The 20106-nt window shown below is 69.5% G+C and carries 17 protein-coding genes; 13 read left to right on the forward strand and 4 right to left on the reverse strand.

Translation table 11 applies throughout. The annotated features are described in order from the left end of the window. Positions 1-18: 18 nt before the first annotated feature. Positions 19-2268, reverse strand: coding sequence for a hypothetical protein (locus tag N415_RS19600; protein ID WP_068185634.1), 2250 nt, complete (start codon positions 2266-2268; stop codon positions 19-21). A gap of 267 nt (positions 2269-2535) precedes the next feature. Between N415_RS19600 and N415_RS19605 the strand changes: the two genes are divergently transcribed. From N415_RS19605 to N415_RS19615, 3 genes are read left to right on the forward strand one after another with little or no spacing between them, the layout of a single operon-like run. Beyond that, positions 2536-3300: an ABC transporter ATP-binding protein gene (locus tag N415_RS19605; RefSeq protein WP_068185676.1), complete on the forward strand. Its 765-nt coding sequence runs from the start codon at positions 2536-2538 to the stop codon at positions 3298-3300. Further along, on the forward strand, positions 3234-4052 hold the full coding sequence (locus N415_RS19610) for an ABC transporter permease (RefSeq protein WP_152531481.1): 819 nt from the start codon (positions 3234-3236) through the stop codon (positions 4050-4052). Before N415_RS19605 ends, N415_RS19610 begins: the two co-directional genes overlap by 67 nt. Before the next feature lies 1 nt (position 4053). After that, positions 4054-4677 carry a TetR family transcriptional regulator gene (locus N415_RS19615; protein WP_068185636.1) on the forward strand — a complete coding sequence of 208 codons (624 nt, stop codon included), beginning with the start codon at positions 4054-4056 and terminating at the stop codon, positions 4675-4677. On the opposite strand, the gene N415_RS19620 is transcribed toward N415_RS19615, so the two are convergent. From N415_RS19620 to N415_RS19630, 3 genes are all read right to left on the reverse strand, one after another. Then, positions 4643-4858, reverse strand: coding sequence for a Trm112 family protein (locus N415_RS19620; RefSeq protein WP_068185639.1), 216 nt, complete (start codon positions 4856-4858; stop codon positions 4643-4645). The genes N415_RS19615 and N415_RS19620 overlap by 35 nt on opposite strands. Next, positions 4858-7827, reverse strand: coding sequence for an acyl-CoA synthetase (locus N415_RS19625; protein ID WP_068185641.1), 2970 nt, complete (start codon positions 7825-7827; stop codon positions 4858-4860). The genes N415_RS19620 and N415_RS19625 overlap by 1 nt, the downstream gene beginning before the upstream one ends. 115 nt (positions 7828-7942) lie before the next feature. Continuing rightward, positions 7943-8314: a hypothetical protein gene (locus N415_RS19630; protein WP_152531482.1), complete on the reverse strand. Its 372-nt coding sequence runs from the start codon at positions 8312-8314 to the stop codon at positions 7943-7945. Positions 8315-8802: 488 nt separating this feature from the next. On the opposite strand from N415_RS19630, the gene N415_RS19635 reads away from it, so the two are divergent. From N415_RS19635 to N415_RS19680, 10 genes are all read left to right on the forward strand, one after another. Then, the gene (locus tag N415_RS19635) at positions 8803-9285 is read left to right on the forward strand and encodes a hypothetical protein (protein ID WP_068185646.1); all 483 of its coding nucleotides are present in this window, start codon (positions 8803-8805) and stop codon (positions 9283-9285) included. 25 nt (positions 9286-9310) lie between these two features. Continuing rightward, positions 9311-10054, forward strand: a complete 744-nt coding sequence (locus N415_RS19640; protein ID WP_068185649.1) for a gluconate 2-dehydrogenase subunit 3 family protein — start codon at positions 9311-9313, stop codon at positions 10052-10054. After that, positions 10054-11763 carry a GMC family oxidoreductase gene (locus N415_RS19645; protein ID WP_068185653.1) on the forward strand — a complete coding sequence of 570 codons (1710 nt, stop codon included), beginning with the start codon at positions 10054-10056 and terminating at the stop codon, positions 11761-11763. Before N415_RS19640 ends, N415_RS19645 begins: the two co-directional genes overlap by 1 nt. Further along, positions 11756-13546, forward strand: coding sequence for a glycoside hydrolase family 15 protein (locus N415_RS19650; protein ID WP_068185656.1), 1791 nt, complete (start codon positions 11756-11758; stop codon positions 13544-13546). Before N415_RS19645 ends, N415_RS19650 begins: the two co-directional genes overlap by 8 nt. Before the next feature lie 19 nt (positions 13547-13565). Continuing rightward, positions 13566-14576, forward strand: a complete 1011-nt coding sequence (locus N415_RS19655) for an SDR family oxidoreductase (protein ID WP_193376485.1) — start codon at positions 13566-13568, stop codon at positions 14574-14576. Beyond that, the gene (locus tag N415_RS19660; RefSeq protein WP_068185658.1) at positions 14573-15025 is read left to right on the forward strand and encodes a hypothetical protein; all 453 of its coding nucleotides are present in this window, start codon (positions 14573-14575) and stop codon (positions 15023-15025) included. The genes N415_RS19655 and N415_RS19660 overlap by 4 nt, the downstream gene beginning before the upstream one ends. A gap of 9 nt (positions 15026-15034) precedes the next feature. Continuing rightward, positions 15035-16138, forward strand: a complete 1104-nt coding sequence (locus N415_RS19665) for an enolase C-terminal domain-like protein (RefSeq protein WP_068185660.1) — start codon at positions 15035-15037, stop codon at positions 16136-16138. Positions 16139-16303: 165 nt separating this feature from the next. Then, a complete protein-coding gene (locus tag N415_RS19670) occupies positions 16304-16942 on the forward strand; it encodes a PAS and ANTAR domain-containing protein (RefSeq protein WP_239645620.1) in 639 nt (212 codons plus the stop codon). 7 nt (positions 16943-16949) lie between these two features. Then, positions 16950-18722, forward strand: a complete 1773-nt coding sequence (locus N415_RS19675; RefSeq protein WP_068185665.1) for an ABC-F family ATP-binding cassette domain-containing protein — start codon at positions 16950-16952, stop codon at positions 18720-18722. A 40-nt stretch (positions 18723-18762) separates the two neighbouring features. Continuing rightward, entirely contained in the window at positions 18763-20037 is a 1275-nt protein-coding gene (locus N415_RS19680; protein ID WP_081665363.1) for a cytochrome P450, read from the forward strand. Positions 20038-20106: the final 69 nt, after the last annotated feature.

Genomic DNA, 20106 nt, shown 5'->3' on the forward strand with positions numbered 1-20106 from the left:
GCGAAGGCCGGCACTCGGCTAGCCCGCGGGCAGCTTGAGCACGAGGCCCTGAGCGTCATCGTGCTCCCAGGGAAGGCCGCCGCCCGTTGCCCGGGAACCCGTGTGATCGGTGACGTACACGTAGTTGCCGCCGGGGTCCACGGCCAACCCCAGGGGGTCGACGAAGCGAGGCGACCCGGGCAGCTCGGTCCAGGTGCTCGACCCCGGCGCCAACTTCATCACGCCTCCGGCGAGCCCGGTGAAGATGTAGACGTTGCCGGCGTTGTCGATCGTCGCGTCCTGCTCGCCCGTGCTCAGCCCCTTATAGGAGTTGTCGGGGGCCGGCGGCATTCGGGTCCAGGTGTCGGACCCAGGCGCCAGCTTCACCAGGTAGCGCTCGACGGAATGGCGTCCGACGCTGTGCGAGACGCTGATGTAGACGTTGCCGGCCTTGTCCACGGCCACATCGCCATTGGGGCTCCCACCTCTGCCGCTCGACGGCAGCACGGTCGGCGTGCTCGACCCGGGCGCCAGCTTCAGCACCTCACTGTCGCTGATGTTGACGACGTACACCGCGCCCGCGGCGTCTACCGCCAGACCGTGGGGATCACGCAGGCGCCGGAGGGGCAGCTCCGTTTGGGTGCTCGACCCGGCCGGCAGTTTCAATACCCGGTTGTGACAGGTGTCGCTGACGTACACGGAGCCGGCGGAGTCGACCGCCACCCCGCCGAGGGAAGCGTCGATGGTATTGGAACACAGATCGAGCCCGGTGAAGGGCAGCACCGTCTGGGCGCTCGACCCGGCCGCCAGCTTCAGCACGCGATTGAGGTGGGTGTCGCTGACATAGACGTTGCCGGCGCCGTCGACGGCCACACCGTGCGGACTGCGCAGGCCGGTAAAGGGCAGCGCGTACTGCCGCTCGCGGTCCGCCTTGAGCTGATCTTCTTTGCTCTGATGGTCGTTCCAGATGCTGCTCGCGACGAACATCATCGCCGGGCCCACGACGAACATGATCGCCGCGATGATGACGCCGTAGATCCAGAGCTTGCGTCTGGGCCGGGCCAGTGGCGCCCCGCCCGGGCCGGGTGCGGCCGCGCTCGCTTCTCGGGCCCTGTCCTCCAATTGCGAAACCAGGCCGAATTTTTCGACGAGGGCGAGCCAATCCGCGTCCGAGACCACGAACTCCGGTTCATCCCCCGGAGGCACACCCCCGCGCCACGCAAACCGGTAGTCGTACTTCGTGCGGGTGCCACTCCAGCTGGGCTGCGGCGGGCCCGCGACATCGGGACACCCGATGGTCAGTGGTTGCGAGTCGGCCACGCGCACAACGAGAACGGCCGTCGTGAGGGTACCCACGTAAGGTGCCGAGCGGGTGCTTGCGGCGGGCGTCGCGGTGACCTGCCCAAGCGAACCCGCGGCGAGGCGTGCGTTGCTGTTCACGTCGATCAGCGAGATCTCTTCGTCGCCAACGTCAATGGCCAGGCTCGGTCGCGGCGGGTTGGAGTTCAGCCGCATCGCCGTTGCGGTGTTCTTGAACATCCCAAAAAACGAGGACGAGAACATCCGCGCCGGATTCGGAGTGAGCAGGCAGCGAGTCGGTTGCCCCGGGAGCGGCCCGCGTACGCCGGGGACACGGGGGCGGCCGAGCGCGGCGAGAAGCTCATCAAACTCCGATGCCCACATCGTCGCGTCCACGCTGTCGACCGGTGGTGCGTCGAGCGGTGTTTCGGCGACAAGGCGATGATCCTGCCCGCCGAGGACGAAACGCTGCCGACCGCTACGCAGGTGCAGCGCCGTGCCTTTCGTGGTGCCGCCATACCCCGCGAGGGTCCAGTTGCCCAGCCGCGCATCACCGAAGGAGAAGACCTCGCCCGGCCGCGAGCTGACGGTCAGGCTGCCGTTCCCGACGTCGACGAACACCGTCTTTTTGCGATTCATCCGCCGCTGGAACACCCCGAAAGCCGGCATGGCGAGCACCAGGAACGCGATGAAGACCAGGAAGCCGCCGACCTTCATCACGTTTTCCGCACCCACGAGGGCGCCAACCAGGAAGAGCGTCATATAGATCAGACCGAGCGACGCCATTCCGCCGAACATGATCAGGTAGGTGTACTTCATCATCTGCTTGGTGCTGGGCGGCGCGGCGGCTGCCACAAAACGGCGCGACGGAAGCGCGTCGTGCGGGGGCGCCGCTGGCGGTTCGGCGCCCCGCGTCCGCTCGGCAAGCCGTTGCTCGAGATCGGCGATGCGTTTCTCCGGGTCGCCGTGATCCGTCAGCAACTTGTCCATGGCGGTTCCCTTCACGGCTTTCCGATGGCCTCGCGGCGGGACGTTAGCGCCCGCCATTTGCGAAATTCTTGTGCCTCTCTTCGCTACCGATCCCAGCTTCAAAGCGTCCCATCGAGGGCCCGCGAAGTTAAGCGCCGGGAGGAAGTGGGGACGGGCGCCGCCCAGCGTGAAATCCACGACGCCGTGACGGCGTGTCGCGTCGTGGATTTCACGTTCGCGGCGCAGCCGCCCTTGACATCGCCCGGTCGCGAGTGGAGTATTCATCATATGATGAGTTCATCGAGTGATGAATTATTGGCGCGGGGCCACGCCCCCGCCGTCAACATCGAGAATCTGCGCGTCCTCCGCGGTAAACGCCCTGCGCTGCACGACTTTTCGGTAACTATCGCCAAGGGCACGATCACCGGGCTGCTGGGCCCGTCCGGCTGCGGCAAGACCACCCTGATGCGGTGCATCGTCGGGACGCAGATCGTGAAGTCGGGCACCGTCACCGTGCTGGGCCGGCCGGCCGGAAGCCCGGCGCTGCGCCGCCGCGTCGGATACATGCCGCAGGACCCGACGATCTACAACGACCTGCGGATCGTGGACAACGTCCGCTACTTCGCCTCGCTCTACGGCTTCGACAACCGCGCCGCCGACGAGGCCATCGAGCGGGTCGGATTGACCGACCATCGAACCGCCTTCTGCGGCAACCTGTCCGGCGGTCAGCGCACCAGAGCGTCGTTGGCGTGCGCGCTGGTCTGCCGGCCCGAGCTGCTCGTGCTCGACGAGCCGACCGTGGGCCTGGACCCTGTGCTGCGGGTCGACCTGTGGGAGCAGTTCACCGAGCTCGCCCGTGGCGGCACCACCCTGCTGGTCTCCAGCCACGTGATGGACGAGGCCGACCACTGCGGCGACCTGTTGCTGATGCGCGAGGGCCACCTCGTCGCCCACACCACCCCAACCCGACTACGAGAGGACACCGGATGTCCGTCACTGGAGGACGCGTTTCTGTCCATCATCAAGCGCAGCACGAAGCTCCAGGCCGGTTAGGGCTGAAGGCCTACGCGGCCACCACGACGCGCATCCTGCGCCAGCTGGCCGCCGACCACCGCAGCGTCGCGCTGATCCTGCTCGTGCCGATCCTGGTGATCACGCTGATGTACTTCATGTTCGAGAACGCCCCACACCGACCCGGCACGCCGACCCCGTTCAACAACGCCTGCCTGATCCTGCTGGGGCTGTTCCCACTCTTCGTGATGTTCATCATCACGTCGATCACCATGCAGCGCGAACGGGCCTCCGGGACGCTGGAGCGCATCCTGACCACGCCGCTGCGCCGGCTGGATCTGCTCATCGCCTACGGCACCGCATTCTCCATAGCCGCTGCGGCGCAAGCGATCCTGGCCTGCATCGTGTCGTTCTGGCTGCTGGGCTTCGACACCGCGGGCAGCCCGGTATGGGTGTTCGTGATCGCCATCGTCAACGCCGTACTGGGCGTCGGGCTGGGCCTGCTGTGTAGCGCCTTCGCGCGCACCGAGTTTCAGGCCGTGCAATTCATCCCGCTGGTGATGGTCCCCCAGTTGCTGCTGGCCGGCATCATCGTGCCCCGGGCGCTGATGGCGCACTGGCTGCAGTGGATCAGCAACGTTCTGCCCGCGAGCTACGCGCTGGAGGCCCTGCAGCAAGTGGGCACGCACAGCGAACTCACCTACATCGCGGTACGCGACATCGTCGTCGTCATGGGGTTCGCGCTCGCGGCGCTGTGCCTGGCCGCGGCGACGCTGCGCCGGCGGACGCCCTAGCATGACGGCTATCAACACGGGCCGGAGGCGGCCCGGGCGACCGGCGGGCAGCTCGGATACCCGAGAGCGAATCCTGAACAGTGCCCGAGAGCTGTTTGCTCGCAACGGCATCCGTAACACGTCGATCCGCGCGGTGGCCGCCGCGGCCGGCGTCGATTCGGCGCTGGTGCATCACTACTTCGGCACCAAGGAAAAGCTGTTCGCCGCCGCCGTGCACATCCCGATCGACCCGATGGAGGTCATCGGCGCATTGCGCGAGGTGCCCGTCGAGGAGCTCGGCCACACCTTGCCGTCAATGTTGTTGCCGCTGTGGGACTCCGAGATCGGTGTCGCGTTCATCGCCGCGCTGCGCTCGATCCTGGCCGGTTCTGAGGTCAACCTGTTTCGGTCCTTCATCCAGGACGTGATCGCGGTCGAGGTGGGTCCGCGCGTCGACGATCCGCCGGGCAGCGGCGTCGTCCGCGTCCAGTTGGTCGCGTCGCAGTTGGTGGGGGTGGTGATGGCGCGCTACATCCTGGAATTGGAGCCGTTTAAGTCGCTGCCCGCCGATGTGATCGCTCGGACCGTGGCGCCGAACCTGCAGCGCTACCTCACCGGTGATCTGCCGGACGGGCTCGTGCCATGAGCCGTTCGTGCTCGTCGTCGTCGACGTCGCGCGCCTCGTCGATCAGCAGCACCGGAATGCCGTCCTCGATGCGGTATGCGCGCCGCAGCCGGGGGTTGTAGAGCAGCTCATCCCCGACGAGCACCAATGGGCCCCGGTCGGCCGGACACACCAGGATGGCGAGCAGGGCATCGTCGAGCATCACTGCCCACCGCTCAGTTCGGACCGCGCGGCCGGCGTCAGCTTGCGGAACTGCTCGCTCGTCGCGTCGAAGTACCACGCCTGGCGCCCCGCCTTCGGGATCCCGGCCGCGCGCAACGCGCTGACGGTCGGACGGTAGGTGGCGCTGAGCGTCAGCTCGGGACACACCTGCACGATGTCCGGCCCCACCCCGATGGGCAGGTCGCCGACGGCCTCCGTCAGGTCCGCCGCGGTGATGCCGGCCCCGGGCAACAGCGTCACGGCCGCGACCGCCAACTGGCGGTCGCCCACCGGGACGTTGTAGGTCACCGCGAGGTCGACGCCGTTGATGCAGCTCAGCGCGTCGGTGACCGGCTCGGCGAACACTAGGCCGCGCGCGGTGTGCACGACCGAGCCGCGCCGGCCCGCCAGCCAGTAGTCGCCGTCGCCGTCGCGGTAGAACAGGTACTCGGTGGAGATCCAGGTGTCGGCGGGGGCGAACACCCCCCGCTTGACCGACGCGCTGGGATCGATCGGCCCGCGGGACTGGGCGAGCAGCACCCCCACCTGCAGGGGCTCGGCGCGCTGCACGAAGCCGCGGTCGTCCTCCAGGATCAGGTCGTGCTCCGCGTCGTAGGCCGCGAGCTCGACGCGCCCCACGCCGGGCAGCGGACGGCCCTTGCTGCCGATCTTGGCGCCGGACACGTTGGCCAGCACCGCCTGTCCGTCGGTGGTGGCGAAGAATTCGACGACGTTGGCGGGCGTGAACGCGTCGAGCACCCGCTGCCACAAACCGGTCGGCATGCCCGAGCCGATGAACAGCCGCACCGGATGGTTACCGTGCAGCACGAACGCGGGATCGTCGACGACGTCGCGCAGCATCGCCCAGGTGTAAGACACCACCGTCACGCCGTACTGGCGGATCTCCTGGACAAAGCGCTTCGGGTCCAGACCGCGTGACAGCGCGATGCGGGTGCCGCCGACGACCGCGCCGCCGAGACTGACCAGCAGGGCCGACTCGTGGTGCAGCGGCGTGAGGCAGTACACCGTGTCGCGGCGGTCCAGGGCGGCCGTCGACGCGGTCCCGAACGCCGACAGCGCCCACCGGTAGTTGGTGATCTGCTTGGCCACCAGCTCGCCGCCCGCGGCGGTGAACGCGATGAACGCCAGGTCGCGCGCCAATCCCGGGTTGGGCCGGTACCACGCCGGCAGCGTGACCGCGTCTGGGTCGATCTGTTCCATGTCGATGACGTCGCTGTCGTGCGGCAGGTGCAGATCGCGCGACTCACCGCCACCGAGCACCAGGATCTGACCCGGCAGGTCCCGCGCCGCGTCGAGGTTGGTCGGGTCGGTGAGGATCTCGCTGACTCCCCCGAGCCGCACCGACGCGGCCAGGTCGGCGTCGGGTCGCATCACCACGGCGACGGCGCCCAGCCGCGACAGCGCGGCGATGGCAACGAGGGCGCTGGGGCGGGTCTCCATCAGCACGCCGACCCGGTCGCCCTGGCGCACCCCCACCTCGATCAGGCCGCGGACGACGTTGTTAATGCGCCGGTTGACCGCCTCGTAGGTGTGCACGCGCCCGTCGAACAACAGGAACTCGCCCTGCGGGGCGTCGCGCGCCTGCTCCTCGATGATGCGGCCCAGCGAGATCCGGGTGTGGTCGTTGATCTGCCCGAGCCGCACCAGCCGGGGCAGCGTGCGGATGGTCTCGACGGCCAGTGTGCGCATCGACTTGTTGGCCGCGACGACCGTGCTGGCCGCTCCGCGCACCGCCCCGATCGCCGCCTCGGACACCTCGCCGATGCCGTGCGTGATCCTCGAACTCATCGCGACACCGCTGTCGGTGTGCTCGATCGGCTGATCGGCCATCAGGTCGATGCCGCTCGGCTTGTCCCCGCCCGTCGACAGCCAGCGCACCCACTCGGCGACGGTGGGCCAGCTCTCGCGCGCCGCCCGGGATCCGACCACAAGACCGAAATGCCCTGTGCGGATTAGGCGTTCGTAGACCTCGGCGTTGGGCGCCGCCCGCCGGATGCCGCGCACCGAGGCCGGCTGCCCGATGTCGTCCACCTCGCCGACGAAGGCCAGCACCGGGCAGGTGATGTCGGTGAGCGTGACCATCTGGCCGTTGATCGCGAAGCCACCGGTCATCATGCGGTTGTGCGCGATGAACTGCTTGAGCAGCTCGGAGATCGCCGGGCCCGACCACGCGATCCAGCCTTCGCGCTCGAGGAACCGGCGCTGTTGTTCACGCGGCAGCAGCGCCTCGCGGTCGTGCAGCTGGCGCACGAAGTCCACCCGGGCCTTGGCCGTCTTGAGCGGGTCCATCATCTGAAAACCGGCCCGCGCCATCCAACTTGGGATGGCCATCCGGCTGAAGACGTGGTCGGCCATGAAGTTCGCGGCCGGCGCGGCGAAGTTTGCCGGGATGCCCATGGGCAGGGCCGCCAGCGTGTCCACCGGCGACCCGAACGCGACGATGCTGGCGATGTTCTTCGAACGCCGGTACGCCGCAGCCTGATAGCACCACATCCCGCCCTGCGAATAGCCCACCAGATGCACATCGCTGCCCGTGACGTCCTTCACGGTGTCGACGGCCTGGCTGAGCGCGACGATGTGGTCGGCCAGATTGCGGCGCATGCCGCCCTCGACCTTGTCCGGCGAACCGAAGTCGATGACCCAGGGATCCAGCCCCCCAGCGTGCAGGATTCCCACCGCGCCGTCGTCCCTCGTGACGTCCCACATGTCCGCCGACATCATCATCGGGTGGACCATCAGGACGGGCGGGCCCACCGGAGGCTGCCCGGGCCGGCTGTCCGGGGGGAAATACCGGCGCAGCTTGTACATCGGGACGCTCTCGACGATCTGGGATGGCGACGGCACCGTGCCGGTTTCCAAGCCCCCCAGCCGCAAGACCTCTAACCCGTTCTGTGCCGTGGCGACCAGCCGTTCGACCGGACGCGTGACCATCGAAAAATTGAGATCCACCGCTGCTCCCTGACTCTTGACAGCTCCGCCATCATGGCACACCGGCGCCCCCGGCGGTTCTGGTCAGGCTGTTTGCCCGCGGGCGGCCCCAGCGCGGCTCGATGGGCGTATCGAATTAGTCGAGCCCGTAAATTCTTCGGCCGCTCCGTGCCCCTTCACCGGTGCCGAATCCGCACGGGTCGCTGTCGGCCATGCGCCGCAGCCGCTGCGCCATCCGGCGATCCTCCGCCGCGTAGTCGCGGTGCCGAACCGCGTGGCCCCGCCACTCGTCGGCGCGGCGACCGTCGCGCCGGGCCGCCTCGTCATACGCTTTCGCGGTTCGCTCGTGACTGTCCGCCGAAACGTCCAGGCTGCTCGCCGCGGATCGCTGTGCCGCCCTGGCCAGCCGCCGCGCCTGCTCGGCCCGCCGGCCGGCGCGCAACGCGTCCTCGGCGCCCCACGCCTCGGGACCAGATTCGGCCTGGAGTCCGTTGTCTGCATTGACCATCATCCGGTCCTTTCTCGAGCGCAGGATTGCCCGGTTGTCGCGGCTGAAACCGGTCCGCGCCGACTAATCGGCGAAGGATGACTTGCGTTGCCCCCCATGGCTTAGCGCCACCGGTGACCTGGCGCGGAATTCAATGGTTAGCCCCGGCGAATCCGGGTACTTAACCGGAGCGCAAGGGTTTGCGACGCATGTCTGCATGCCGTCACGACCACCTCGGTTGAAACACGCAGCTGGGCGCTTAGCCGGTCCTGTGGCCAGCCACCTCGACTCGATCACGCGAGCGGCGTCGTAGGGGCGGCTGTCCGAGCGTGTTTTCCTGCAGGAGTGAGGTGCCCCAATGGGCAGACGGCGGGCTTCCACCACGAGCGCCCCTTGGCGCGGAACGTCGACACGATTCACCGGTTCAGGACGCTTCACCCGCGTTCGCCATCACAACGCGTTCAATCCGGGTCGCTGAGGCCCGGCCGACCCCAGGAAGAGGAACTCAAATGATGTTGCTGGACAACGCCGGACGGCGCCGGGGCGGCGGTGCAGGGCAGGTGGCCGAGCGCGCGTTGTACGACGTCGCGCACGGTCGCTTCGAACGCTCCCTGTCGGGGCTGACGGCAATCGCGGCCCTCGTCACCACCGCGGAAATCTATTTCGAACACTACAAGGCCAGCTTCGGCAACAAATGGATGTGGAGCCCGATCGTCGTCACCCCGCCGGTGGTCGTCGCCGGCATCGGCGGGGTGTTCTCACGCCGCTGGGCCAAAATCTGGCTGCCGATCACCGCGGGCGTCTACACGGCCAACGGGCTGATGGGTGAATACCTGCACGCGCGCGGCGTCGCGCGCAAACCGGGCGGGTGGAAGAACGCGTCCTACAACGTGCCGATGGGCCCGCCGATCGCTGCGCCCGGATTGATGTGCATGGTCGGCGGAATGGGCCTGCTGGCCTCGATCCTGCGCCGCGAACGCTTCCGGCGATAACGACGGATTGCGAGAGATTTTCACAATGGCCGACACCTCTCTCCCCGACCACCTGCCCAACCTGCGCCCCGACCGCCAGCCGCCGCACCCGTCGTGGCTTCCGAAGCAACGCCGCGGCATCACGCCCCAAATGATCGGGCGCTACCCCGATTTCGACGTTCTTCAGACCGCCGACACGTGGGACGACGCCACCCGCAAGGTGGTCCTGGCGCGGCTGGAACCGCCCGGTCCCCTGCGGTTTTTCACCGCCGAGCAGGAACCCTGCCTGCGCGCGTTTTGTGACACCGTGCTGGCGCAGGACTGTGAGCCGCGGGTGCCGGTGGCCGAGTCGGTGGACTCCAAGCTCGCCGACGGACGCCTCGACGGCTACCAGTACGCCGACATGCCCGACGACCGCGACACCTGGCGACTGGTGCTGCGCGCGCTCGACGAGACGGCCGCCCGCCGCTACGGCAAGGCGTTCGCCGAAGCCGACCCCGCCGCCCGCGAAGCGATCGTCGAGCAGTTCTCGCAGGGCGAGCTGGAGGGCGGGACCTGGGACCGGCTGAACGTCAAGCGCGCCTGGTCGGTGTGCATGCGAATGACGCTGTCCGGCTTCTACTCCCATCCCTGGGCCTGGAACGAGATCGGCTTCGGCGGCCCGGCCTACCCGCGCGGGTTCATGCGTCTCGGCGGTGCTACCGGGCCGGCCGCGGCGCGCGAGCCGTTCGAGACCCGTGGCGCCACCGACGAGGATCCCGTGCGGGTCGTGCGAAGCGATGAGCTGTGATGGGCGACTTCCTGCGCGGTGTGCTCAAGGGAGCGGTGGGGCCGAGGGACAACGACTCCCGCTTCCTGCTCGACGTCCATTCCCGCGACCTGCCCGGCGAGAAGACCATGTGCCGCTATCGCGACGACGACGAGGTCGACCTGGTGGTGGTCGGGGCCGGCGCGGGCGGCTCGGTGCTCGCGCAGCGGCTGGCCCGCGCGGGGTGGCGGGTGGTGATCCTCGAAGCCGGACCATTCTGGCATCCCGACGAGGACTGGGTCTCCGACGAAGCCGGCTCGCACGACCTGTACTGGACCCAGAAGCGCATCATCGGCGGCGCCCACCCGATTGAGTTGGGCAAGAACAACTCCGGGCGCGGGGTGGGCGGCTCGATGGTCCACTACGCCGGCTACTGTCCGCGCTTCCACCCCAGCGACTTCGCCACCCACACCCTCGACGGGGTCGGGGCGGACTGGCCCATCGGCTACGAAGACATCCGCCCGCACTACGAGCGCGTCGAGCTCGAGTTGCCGGTGGCCGGCCAAAACTGGCCCTGGGGCTATCCCCACCGATATTCCTTTGCCCCACATCCTATTTCGGGAGCGGCCGCCAAACTGTGGGAGGGCGCGCTGAAGCTCGGCATCGAGATGCGCGTCGGGCCCGTCGGCATCGTCAACGGCACCTTCGGCAACCGCCCGCACTGCATCTACCGCGGCTATTGCCTGCAGGGCTGCAAGGTCAACGCCAAGGCCAGCCCGTACGTCACGCACCTGCCGGACGCGCTGGCCCACGCCGTGGAGATCCGTGCCAACTGCATGGCCGCCCGCGTCGAACTCGACGAGAGCGGCGCCGCGCGCGGGGTGGTGTACTACGACGAGGCCGGCGGGACCGAACGCCTGCAACGCGCGAAAGCCGTTGCCGTCGCCGGCTATTCCATCGAAACGCCCCGCCTGCTGCTCAACTCCGTCAGCGACCGATTCCCGAATGGGTTGGGCAACAACGACGATCAGGTCGGGCGTTATGTCATGGTGCAGGGCGCCACGCAGTCGGCGGGCCGGTGGTCAGAGGAGGTCCGGATGTACAAGGCGCCTCCCCCGGAGGTGTCGTCCGAACAGTTCTACGAGACGGACCCCGCGCGCGGATTCGCCCGCGGCTTTTCCATCCAGACCGTGTCGCCCATGCCCATCGGCTGGGCCGAACACGTGATGGCCGAAGGGCATTGGGGCCGCGCGCTGCGCGAGTACATGCGCGACTACAACCACTGGGCGACCATCGGCGTGCTCAACGAGCTGTTGCCGCGGCCGGACAACCGGGTCACCCTCGCGGACGAGACCGACCCGTACGGCATCCCGGTGGCCCGGTTCGACTACAGCCTGTGCGACAACGACAAGGCCAACATGGCCTACTCCACCAAGGTGATCGGTGACATCCTCGATGCTGCCGACGCCCAAGACAAGCTCACCATCGAACGGTTCGCCCACCTGATCGGCGGCGCCCGCATGGGGACCAGCCCGGAGAACTCGGTCGTCGACTCCGATCACCGCGTGTGGGGCGTGCCGAACCTGTTCCTCGCCGACGGCTCGGTCTGCCCGACGCAGGGCTCGGCGAACCCGGCGCTGACCATCATGGCGTTGGCCTCGCGGCTGGCCGAGCGGATGGCGGGGGGCAAGATTCCCTCCGGCCCGGCCGGCGCCGCCGGCGGGCGGTCGAAGGTGGCGGCGCGTGGCTGAGCAGACGATCGACGTCGACGCGGCCTACGCGCCGCGGGTGCTGCGCGAGTATGCGCTGCTGGCCGACGGCGAGCGCGGCGCGTTGATCGGCCCGCAGGGCGACGTGGCGTGGATGTGCACGCCGCGGTGGGATTCCGAGGCCGTGTTCTCCAATCTGATTGGCGGCGACGGGGTTTACGCGGTAACCCCGACGGACGTGCGGAACGTATGGGGCGGCTACTACGAGCCGGGCACCCTGATCTGGCGCAGCCGGTGGACCACCCGCGACGGGATCGTCGAGTGCCGCGAGGCGCTGGCCTTCCCCGGCGACCCCGAGCAGGTGGTGCTGCTGCGGCGGCTGACGGGCTGCCGCGGGAACTCGCGGGTGCGGGTGCTCTTGGCGCCGAGCGCCGGGTTCGGCCGTCACGGACCCGGCCAGGCCAGCCTCGACGACGGAATCTGGAGCGGCCGGTCCGGGCGGTTGCGGTGGCGGTGGTCCGGCGGCCGCGACGCGCACCCCGTCAAATCCGCCCACGGCCGCGGCGAACCGTTGCTGTGCGACATCACCATCGACGAGGGCGCCCATCACGACCTGGTGCTGGAGCTGTCCGAACGCGCGCTGCCCGACCGGCCACCCGACCCCGACATCGCCTGGGACGCAACCGCAGCCACCTGGCACCGCAGCGTGCCCCAGCTGGACGACACCATCGCGCCCCGCGACGCGCGTCACTCCTACGCCGTGCTGCGCGGGCTGACCAGCAGCGGCGGCGGCATGGTCGCGGCCGCCACCATGAGCCTGCCGGAACGCGCGCACACCAACCAGAACTACGACTACCGCTACGCCTGGATCCGCGACCAGGCGTACGCCGGCCTAGCCGCGGGCACCGTCGGCGCGCCCGAGCTGCTAGACCAGGCGGTCGAGTTCGTCGGCGCCCGGCTGCTCCAGGACGGCCCGCACCTCAAACCCGCCTACACCGTCACGGGCGGTTCGGTGCCGAGCGAAGAGGCCCTCGACCTGCCCGGCTACCCGGGCGGCACCGACAAGGTCGGCAACCGGGTCAACCAGCAATTCCAGCTCGACGTCTTCGGCGAGGCGCTGCAGCTGTTGGCCATGGCCGCGAAGGCCGACCGGCTCGACGCTGAGGGCTGGCGCGCCGCGCAGGCCGCCATCAGCGCGATCGAAAAGCGTTGGCGCGAACCGGATGCCGGCGTCTGGGAAATCGACGACGAGCTGTGGACGCAGTCCCGCCTGGCCTGCGTGGCCGGGCTGCGCGCCATCGCGAAGGTGGCCGGCGCCGGTCCCGAGCTCGCCGCCTCCGCGTCGCTGGCCGACGCGATCCTGGCCGAGACCGCGTCGTCCAGCGTGCACCCGCACGGCTACTGGCAGCGCAGCCCGCGGCTCGCCGGGGTCGACGCTTCGCTGCTCTTGCCGCCGGTGCGCGGTGCGGTGTCCGCGGACGATCCCCGCACCCGGGCGACGCTGGACGCCGTTCGCCGGGAACTCGCGCGCGACGGCTACGTCTACCGCTTTCGGCACGACGAACGTGACCTCGGCGATGCCGAGGGGGCGTTCCTGCTGTGCGGATTCATGATGGCGCTGGCCGAAGACCAACTGGGCCATGCGGATTGCGCGATGCGCTGGTTCGAACGCAACCGCGCCGCCTGCGGCCCGCCCGGGCTGCTGTGCGAGGAATACGACGTCAGGCAGCGCCAGCTGCGCGGCAACCTGCCGCAAGCGTTCGCGCACGCCTTGCTGCTGGAATGCACGGCCACCCTCGCCGAAGAGACCGTGCACCAGGACTGAACGAGAGGAGATTCGGGCGATGACACCGACTTCAAAAACGATTGTGATCACCGGGGCCAGCGCCGGCATCGGCCGCGCGACCGCGCAGCTGTTCGGGCGCCGCGGCGCCAATGTCGCCCTGCTCGCGCGCGGCGCCGCCGGTCTGGAGGGCGCGGCGCGCGACGTCGAGGCCGGCGGAGGAAAGGCGCTGGCAATCCCGACGGATGTGGCCGACTATTCGGCCGTCGCGGCCGCCGCCGACGAGGTCGAATTGACGTTCGGCCCCATCGACACCTGGATCAACGTCGCGTTCACGTCCGTGTTCGCGCCGTTCCACGAGATCACGCCCCAGGAGTTCAAACGCGTGACCGAGGTGACCTACCTCGGCTACGTGCACGGCACCATGGCGGCGCTTGCGAAGATGCGCCCGCGTGACCGCGGCACCATCGTGCAGGTCGGGTCCGCGCTCAGCGAGCGGTCCATCCCGCTGCAGTCGGCCTACTGCGGCGCCAAGCACGCCACCAACGGCTTCACCGAATCGGTGCGCTGCGAGCTGCTGCATGAGGGCTCGAACGTGCGGATCACCGTCGTGCAGATGCCCGCGGTCAACACCCCGCAGTTCTCCTGGGTGCTGTCCCGCCTGCCCCGGCATCCGCAGCCAGTGCCGCCGATCTACCAACCGGAGGTCGCCGCGCGCGGCGTCGCCTACGCCGCGGATCATCCAGGGCGCAAACAGTATTGGGTCGGCGACAGCACCGCGGTCACCCTGCTGGCCCAGAAGTTCGTCGCGCCACTGCTGGACCGCTACCTCGGTCGCACCGGATACGACTCGCAGCAGACCGACGAACGTGTGAACCCAGGACGGCCGCACAACCTGTGGGAGCCTGTCGATGCCGAGACCGGGAGCGACCACGGAGCCCACGGCGGGTTCGACGACAAGGCCCACGCGCACAGCCCGCAGGTGTGGTTGTCCCAACATCCGCTCGTCGGCGGCACCGGCGCGCTCGGGCTAGGGCTGGGTGCGCTGCTGGCGCTGCGGCGGGCGCGATGACGGCCTGGGCGCGAGTCGTTTACGGCCTGGTGCTCCTCGCGGCGCCGAGTTCGCTGCTGCGGCTGGCGTCGGGCAAGCCGGCGACCAGTCGGGAGCGCGCGGTGACCCGCATCTTGGGGGCGCGGCTGCTGACGCAGGCGGCGGCGACCGACATCAGGCCCGACGCGGTGAGCGTCGCGCTGGGTGCCGAGGTCGACTTCGTGCACGCGATCACCATGCTCGGCTGGGCGGCCGTGGACCGCGGCGCACGGCGGCTGACGCTGCTGAGCGCCGCGACCGCCGGCCTGTTCGCCGTCGCCGGCGCCGCCCAGGCGCGGCGGACGCCGGCGGTGGCGGACGCGCCGACCGGCGACGCGCTGGCCAGCCTCGTCCGGCTGCGTCACCGGATCGCCGAAGCCGTCGCCCGATACACCCTGCCGGGCGACGTTCGAGCCGCCCTCAAGACGTAGGAGGACCGCATGCTGGACGCGTGCATCGACGAGGTCACCGCGCAGGCCTACGAAATTCCCACCGACGCACCGGAGGCCGACGGCACCTTCGCCTGGTCGTCGACCACGCTGATCCTGGCCGAGGTGGTCGGGGGCGGCCGGCGCGGGCTCGGCTACACGTACGCCGCCGGCGCGTGCCGCGAGCTGATCACCGGGCCACTCGCCAGCGCGGTCAAGGGACACAGCGCCCTCGATGTCAACGACGCCTGGGAGTCGATGGTCAGGGCGGTCCGCAACAGCGGGCGCCCGGGCCTGGTGTCCTGCGCGATCTCGGCGGTCGACACCGCGCTGTGGGACCTCAAGGGCAAGCTGGTCGATCTGCCGGTGTGCCGGCTGCTCGGCGTCGCGCATCCCGAGGTGCCGATCTACGGTAGCGGCGGCTTCACCACCTACGACGACGCCGCGACCCGCGCGCAGCTCGAACGCTGGGTCGACAACTGGAAGATCCCCCGCGTGAAGATCAAGATCGGGGAGTCGTCGGGTTCCGACGAGCGCCGCGACCTGGACCGAATCGCGTTCGCGCGCAAGGTGATCGGGCCCGACGTCGAACTGTATGTCGACGCCAATGGCGGCTACCGGCGCAAGCAGGCGATCCGGGTCGCCCACGCCATGGCCGAGCACGATGTCACCTGGTTCGAGGAACCCGTCTCCTCCGACGACCTTGCCGGGCTTCGGGAGGTGCGCGACCAGGTGACGCCGGACGTCACCGCGGGCGAATACGGCTACGACCTCACGTACTTCCGCCGGATGCTGGCGGCCGACGCGGTCGACTGCGTGCAAATCGACGTCACCCGCTGCGGCGGCATCACCGACTTCCAGCGTGCCGCGGCCGTCGCCGCCGCCTACCACGTCGACGTGTCGGGACACTGCGCACCCAATCTGCACGCCCACGTCGCCGCCGCGATTCCCAACCTGCGGCACCTGGAGTACTTCCACGACCACCACCGCATCGAGCACATGTTGTTCGACGGCGCCCTGTCCCCCGACGGCGGGTCCTTGCGGCCCGATCAGCACCGGCCCGGGCTCGGGCTGGAATTCAAGCACGCCGACGCCGAGCAGTACCGGGTGAGTTGATCCCCGGATTCCGCGCGGCCCCGGCGTGCTTGAACGTGCCCGAAAACGGGCATTGATAAGGCAAAACGGCAAGCATTCCGGGAGAGACAGGCGATGACTGTGAACGAGGATGACACCGGTCAACGTCGCAATGGGCGAGCCGGCGGCTCGCCGCCGGAGGCGGTGATGTCCGACGGAGTGCAGGAGCACGAGCTGGGCGCGCTCGATCTGGTGCTGGGCCTGGGCGAGCCGCAGCGGGTCGGCAGGTTCCGGTTCTTCCTGGACGGCCAGCGTTGGGAATGGTCGGACACCGTCGCGCGCATGCACGGCTACGAGCCGGGACAGGTCGAGCCCACCACCGAGCTGTTGCTGCAACACAAGCACCCCGAGGACCGCGAGCGCGTCGCCGCCGTGCTGGACCGCGTGATCAGCGGCAAGCCGTTCAGCAGCAGGCACCGCATCATCGACACCGCCGGCCACACCCGCTGCGTCGTCGTGGCGGGCGACCGGATGCTCGACGACACCGGCGCCCTGATCGGCACATCGGGGTTCTACGTCGACGTCACCGACTCGTTGCACTCCGACATCACCAACGTCCTGGAGGCGGTGGCCGACGCGCGCGCCCGGATCGAGCAGGCCAAGGGCGTGCTGATGAGCGCCTACGGCATCTCCGCGGAGCAAGCCTTCGACATCCTGGCCTGGCGTTCCCAGGAAACCAACCTCAAGGTCCGCGACCTCGCCGCCCGCTTCCTGGAGGCCGTCGCCGGCAAGGCGTCACCCGACACCCGGACCCACATCGACCACGCGCTGCTAACCCTCGAATAATTGCCCGGTGGCGCACCTACTGGGAGCCGAGGGCATACGCCTGGAATATCCGACTCAGCTCGTGTTCGAGTCGGTGACGCTGGGCGTCAACGACGGCGCGCGCATCGGCATCGTCGGGCGAAACGGCGACGGCAAGTCCAGCCTGCTGGGCCTGCTGACCGGCCGGCTGCGGCCGGACGCCGGGCGGGTCACCCGCCGCAGCGGGCTACGGGTCGGCGAGCTGAGCCAGGCCGACACCCTGGACGATGACCGCACGGTGGGCTGGACGTTGGTCGGCGAGCAACCGGAGCATCAGTGGGCCGGCGACGCCCGGGTGCGCGACGTGGTCGGCGGGCTGGTGTCCGATATCGCCTGGGACGCAACGGTTTCCACGCTCAGCGGCGGGCAGCGCCGGCGGGTGCAGCTGGCGCGGCTGCTGATCGGCGAATGGGATGTGATCGCCCTCGACGAGCCCACCAACCACCTGGACATCGAGGGCATCACCTGGCTGGCCGCCCATCTGCAAGAGCGCTGGGCGCGCAACACCGGCGGGCTGCTGGTGGTCACCCACGACCGCTGGTTTCTCGACGAAGTCGCCACCGCGACGTGGGAGGTGCACGACGGGATCGTCGAGCCGTTCGAGGGGGGCTACGCCGCCTATGTGCTGCAGCGCGTCGAACGCGACCGGCTGGCCGCCGCTGCCGAGGCCAAGCGGCAGAACCTGATGCGCAAGGAGCTGGCGTGGTTGCGGCGGGGCCCGCCGGCGCGGACGAGCAAGCCCAGGTTCCGCATCGAGGCCGCCAACCAGCTGATCGCCGACGTGCCGCCGCTGCGCAACACGGTCGAGCTGGCCAAGCTGGCGACCGCGCGGCTGGGCAAGGTCGTCGTCGATCTGCTCGACGTGTCGGTGGCGTATGCGGGGCGGCCGGTGCTGCGCGACATCGAATGGCGGATCGCGCCCGGCGAGCGCACCGGCATCGTCGGGGCCAACGGCGCGGGGAAGTCGACGCTGCTGGGATTGATCGCCGGCACGGTGTCGCCGGACAGCGGGCGCGTCAAGCGCGGCAAGACCGTGCGGCTCGCCGTGCTCGATCAGCGCGGCGAAGAGCTGGACGCGCTGGCCGGCGACCGGATCGCCGATGTGCTGGGCGGCCTGCGCGGGGGCTACGAGGTGGAGGGCAGGGAGGTCACCCCGGCCCAGCTGCTGGAGCGGCTCGGCTTCGGCCGCGGGCAGCTGTCCGCGCGGGTCGGCGACCTGTCCGGCGGCCAGCGACGGCGGCTGCAGCTGATGCTGACGCTGCTCTCCGAACCGAACGTGTTGCTGCTCGACGAGCCCACCAACGACGTCGACACCGAGATGCTCACCGCGGTCGAGGATCTGCTCGACTCCTGGCCGGGCACCCTGATCGTCGTGTCGCACGACCGGTACCTGCTCGAGCGGGTCACCGATCAGCAGTACGCGATCCTCGACGGCCGGCTGCGGCATCTGCCCGGCGGCATCGACGAGTATCTGCGGCTTTCGGCGCGCCGGCCGGCTGCGACGTCGACCTCTGCTGCGCCGGCTTCCGTTTCCGGGATGTCGGGCGCGGAGCGCCGCACCGCCGAGAAGGAGCTGGCCGCGGCTGACCGTCAGCTCGCGCGCCTCGCCGAGCGGATCGCGGCCAAGCATCACGAGCTCGCCGAGCACGACCAGTCCGATCACGTCGGCCTGGCGCGGCTGACGGGCGAATTGCGCGGCCTGGAAGGCGAGGTCGCCGCGACAGAGAGCCGGTGGCTGGAGCTATCCGAGCTCCTCGAATAATCGGGTCATGGTGGCAGTCGGGCTCAAGACCTATCGGCCGGTGCGCTACCCGCCCGGCGAGGCGTTGCTGGCGATGTACCGGTGGCGGGGTCCGGTGCTCAATTCCGGCGTCGGTCGCCACGGCTACACCTACCTGCTTGGCCCGGAGGCAAACAAGTTCGTGTTCGCCAACGCCGACGCGTTCAGCTGGCGGGAGACGTTTGAGAACCTCGCCATCGTCGATGGGCCCACTGCGTTGATCGTCAGCGACGGCGACGACCACCGGCGCCGGCGCAGCGTCGTCGCGCCCGGTCTGCGGCACCGGCAGATCCAGGACTACGTGCAGACCATGGTCGCCAACGTCGACGCCGTCATCGACGATTGGCGACCCGGGCAGCGGCTGGACATCTATCGTCAGTGCCGCTCGGCAGTGCGGCGGAGCACCGCCGAAAGCCTGTTCGGCCAGCGCATGGCCGTGCACTCCGACTTCCTCGGCGAACAACTGCAGCCCCTGCTGGACCTGACGCACATGCTTCCGCAGGCGGTGGCTTTGCAGCGACGGTTCCGGGCGCCGGGCTGGCGGCGGGCGGAGGCGGCGCGGAAACGCATCGACGACCTCGTCGACGCCCAGATCACCGCCGCCCGTGCGGATCCCAGGCCCGACGACCACATGCTGACGATGCTGATCAACGGGCGCGGCGATGAGGGCTACGCGTTGAGCGACGACGAGATCCGGGATGCGGTGATCTCGTTGATCACCGCCGGCTACGAGACGACCAGCGGCGCGTTGGCCTGGGCCATCTATTCGCTGCTGTCGCTGCCGGGCGCGTGGGACACCGCCGTTGACGAGGTGCGCCGGGTGCTCGGCGACCGGCCCCCCGCAGCCGCCGACCTCGACGCGCTGGTCTACCTCGACGGCGTCGTGCATGAGACGTTGCGGCTGTACCCGCCCGGGGTCATCTCGGCGCGCAAGGTCATGCGCGACCTCACGTTCGACGGGCATCGCATCCCGGCGGGCCGGCTGCTGATCTTCAGCCCGTATGTCACCCATCGCCTGCCCGAGCTATGGCCGCAGCCTACGGAATTCCGGCCCTCGCGCTGGGACGCCGGCGCGCCGGGCTACCGCAAACCCGCTCCGCACGAATTCATTCCGTTCAGCGGGGGCCTACACCGGTGCATCGGCTCGGTCATGGCCACCACCGAGATGACCGTCATGCTCGCCCGCCTCGTGGCCCGGACAACGCTGCGGCTGCCCCCCCAGCGCATCCGCGCCCACAACCTCGCGGCGCTATCCCCGAAGCCGGGACTGACCGTCGAGGTGGTTGGCCTTCGCTAGTGTCCTGCGTCGTCTCGCCCGCCGAACGTGGGGGATACGGACGAAAAGCGGTGGTGGTTTCACGCGGTC

The organism is Mycobacterium sp. UM_CSW (assembly GCF_000455205.1).
Taxonomy (GTDB): domain Bacteria; phylum Actinomycetota; class Actinomycetes; order Mycobacteriales; family Mycobacteriaceae; genus Mycobacterium.

Bases quoted from the DNA above. Each gene is read 5' to 3' on its own strand.
- N415_RS19600 (WP_068185634.1), bottom strand. From the start codon at position 2,268: ATGGACAAGTTGCTGACGGATCACGGCGACCCGGAGAAACGCATCGCC.
- N415_RS19605 (WP_068185676.1), top strand. From the start codon at position 2,536: ATGATGAGTTCATCGAGTGATGAATTATTGGCGCGGGGCCACGCCCCC.
- N415_RS19610 (WP_152531481.1), top strand. From the start codon at position 3,234: ATGTCCGTCACTGGAGGACGCGTTTCTGTCCATCATCAAGCGCAGCAC.
- N415_RS19615 (WP_068185636.1), top strand. From the start codon at position 4,054: ATGACGGCTATCAACACGGGCCGGAGGCGGCCCGGGCGACCGGCGGGC.
- N415_RS19620 (WP_068185639.1), bottom strand. From the start codon at position 4,858: ATGCTCGACGATGCCCTGCTCGCCATCCTGGTGTGTCCGGCCGACCGG.
- N415_RS19630 (WP_152531482.1), bottom strand. From the start codon at position 8,314: ATGGTCAATGCAGACAACGGACTCCAGGCCGAATCTGGTCCCGAGGCG.
- N415_RS19635 (WP_068185646.1), top strand. From the start codon at position 8,803: ATGATGTTGCTGGACAACGCCGGACGGCGCCGGGGCGGCGGTGCAGGG.
- N415_RS19640 (WP_068185649.1), top strand. From the start codon at position 9,311: ATGGCCGACACCTCTCTCCCCGACCACCTGCCCAACCTGCGCCCCGAC.
- N415_RS19645 (WP_068185653.1), top strand. From the start codon at position 10,054: ATGGGCGACTTCCTGCGCGGTGTGCTCAAGGGAGCGGTGGGGCCGAGG.
- N415_RS19655 (WP_193376485.1), top strand. From the start codon at position 13,566: ATGACACCGACTTCAAAAACGATTGTGATCACCGGGGCCAGCGCCGGC.
- N415_RS19660 (WP_068185658.1), top strand. From the start codon at position 14,573: ATGACGGCCTGGGCGCGAGTCGTTTACGGCCTGGTGCTCCTCGCGGCG.
- N415_RS19665 (WP_068185660.1), top strand. From the start codon at position 15,035: ATGCTGGACGCGTGCATCGACGAGGTCACCGCGCAGGCCTACGAAATT.
- N415_RS19670 (WP_239645620.1), top strand. From the start codon at position 16,304: ATGTCCGACGGAGTGCAGGAGCACGAGCTGGGCGCGCTCGATCTGGTG.